The 2214-nt window shown below is 39.6% G+C and carries 4 protein-coding genes; 3 read left to right on the top strand and 1 reads right to left on the bottom strand.

All coding sequences use genetic code 11. From position 1 onward, the window contains the following. From ACW12G_RS07645 to ACW12G_RS07635, 3 genes are all read left to right on the top strand, one after another. Positions 1 to 291, top strand: a 291-nt coding sequence (locus ACW12G_RS07645; protein WP_455647681.1) for a hypothetical protein, incomplete at its 5' end; no start/stop codon positions are given. A 50-nt stretch (positions 292 to 341) separates the two neighbouring features. Beyond that, positions 342 to 1124: a hypothetical protein gene (locus tag ACW12G_RS07640; protein WP_455647680.1), complete on the top strand. Its 783-nt coding sequence runs from the start codon at positions 342 to 344 to the stop codon at positions 1122 to 1124. 8 nt (positions 1125 to 1132) lie between these two features. Continuing rightward, entirely contained in the window at positions 1133 to 1951 is an 819-nt protein-coding gene (locus ACW12G_RS07635; protein WP_455647679.1) for an ATP-binding cassette domain-containing protein, read from the top strand. A 56-nt stretch (positions 1952 to 2007) separates the two neighbouring features. On the opposite strand, the gene ACW12G_RS07630 is transcribed toward ACW12G_RS07635, so the two are convergent. Further along, positions 2008 to 2214 (bottom strand): substrate-binding domain-containing protein (locus tag ACW12G_RS07630; protein WP_455647678.1); only part of this gene is annotated, 207 nt, incomplete at its 5' end.

Here is a 2214-nt window from a genome sequence, read left to right as displayed (position 1 = left end):
GTGGGCGAATACAACGTGACTTATCAGGGAAACTTAACAAGTCAGGCAGTCAATTCGACAGCAAAAGCAGGATCAATGATCTCGGTCTCAACAACCACTTATCAAGGGACTGTCATACCAGATAGTACGCAAAAAGATAACTTTAATGTGACAATGTATGCCTCTCAGGGGAAAGACTCAGGACATAGTTCTGGTTTATTATCAGTTCAAAAAGATAGGCTTGTTACTGTATCAATGTTAAATTTACCAAACAATGATGTGTCTATTTTACTGACACCGGTCAAAAAGTAGTCAGCACAAGATTTACATCACCGCGCATTAAACGAGAGGATAACAAGCCAATGTCCAAACAAAAACCAATGACAATTTACACATTAATCGCTTCAGAAAAATGGCGTAATTTAAGCTTGTTAGCCATTTTCTGGGTTAATTCATACTTTCAAGTAGAAGCGGCATTGTTCTTGGGGAAGGCGACAAGCGGCTTAATCGGGCATCAATTGTCACAGTTTATGACGTATCTTGTGCAGTCGTTGAGTTTATGGCTTTTAACGATCGCTCTAACTTTTTTTCAGACGCGCTTTCAAAGAGACACGATGAATCGCATGTCATCTCACATGCGATGGTCTGTCACAAATGGTATCTTATCCCAGCCGTATCAACAAGTCGTTGCACAAAAGCCTTTGACTTATGCTTCTTGGTTACAAAACGATGTGCAATTAGTCGAGAATCAAGCGTTAAATAGTCTTTACATCATGATGCGATTCTCTGGTAATGCTTTTTTTGCCAGTATTGCGCTATTTCGGTTGCATTGGTCACTTGCTGTCACAGCGCTTGTGCTCGGATTAATTTTAATCGCTTTACCCCGACAACTGAAAAAATTAGTGAACAAACGCATGAAGCAAGTTTCAGAAGCAAATGAAATACTCATGCATCAGAGTAATGAATTATTCGAAAATTATGACAGCTTTTTTAGCTTCGGTCAATTTGGGTTATTGCGAAAAAGATTGGCGAATGTGTTGACACAGTGGAATACAGCGCATTTAAATTTGTCAAAAAGACAGGCGGGCGTCAATGCGATTATTGGTATCATCAATATTTCGAGCCAGATTTTTTACTGGGACTAACAGGCTACTTGGCGTGGCAGCATTATTTTGCCATTGGTTTCATTGTTTTAGTGTCAGAGTTAGGCACAAAAGTGTTTGATTCATTAGGCATTATTGTTTCCAATTGGACTCAGTTATCCAGCAGTCAGGTAATCTTAGATAAGTATCCTTTACACAATTCGACTCACAACAAGCAAGAAACAGGACAGGTATTTCAGAATCTAACAATAAAAAATGGTAGTTTTTCATTTGATCAAGCGACGCCAATTTTCAAAAATATTGATATGACGATACAAAAAGGGGACAAAATGGCTATTGTTGGCGCAGCTGGCATTGGCAAATCAACCTTATTGCAAATCATGACGCAAAAACTTTCGTTGTCTGATGGCACAATTTTTGTAAATCACCAACCCTTAACTGACATGACAAATGGACAAATGCCTGATGGTTTTATATCTGTGCCACAATTCACGGAACTGTTATCAGATTCAATGCAAAACAATATTGTTTTTGGGCGTGATTTGGATGAACAACGCTATCGTGAACTGATTGACCTATTGGCATTAACAGATATCGCTAATAAAGATGGTAAAATTGCGATTGAAAAATTATCGGGTGGCCAAAAACAGCGGATCGCGTTAGCGCGAGCACTTTATCAGATGCCGCAAGTCTTATTTTTAGATGAAGCCTTCAGTGCGCTAGATACGCAATTAGCGACTAAATTACTCAACTATGTTGCAGCCATGACGGATTTAACAGTAGTTCTGGTTACCCATCAAGCTAATCAACTTCCAAAAAATTTCTCGATTTTTGAATTAGCGAACCATCAACTCGGACGTATAGGCTAAAACCACTGTCGACTGATTAACAAGAAAAAGCCGCCGAAATCAATCGGCGGCTTTTTCTATCGTGATATTTTTGCTACTGTGTCACCAGGTGTCAATACCACATCTGTAAAAATAATGGTATGAGGTGAGAGTGCCTGATTGGCAATCGTTGTAATAGCTAGTTCGCCCATTTGGGTAAAGTTTTGCTGAACGGCAGTCAACCGAGGCCGTGTGAGTTGGGTGAGATCCGTACCATCAACGGTTATAATTGACAGGTCATTAGG

The organism is Leuconostoc sp., assembly GCF_965300815.1.
This window is presented reverse-complemented; position numbering and strand designations above follow the sequence as displayed.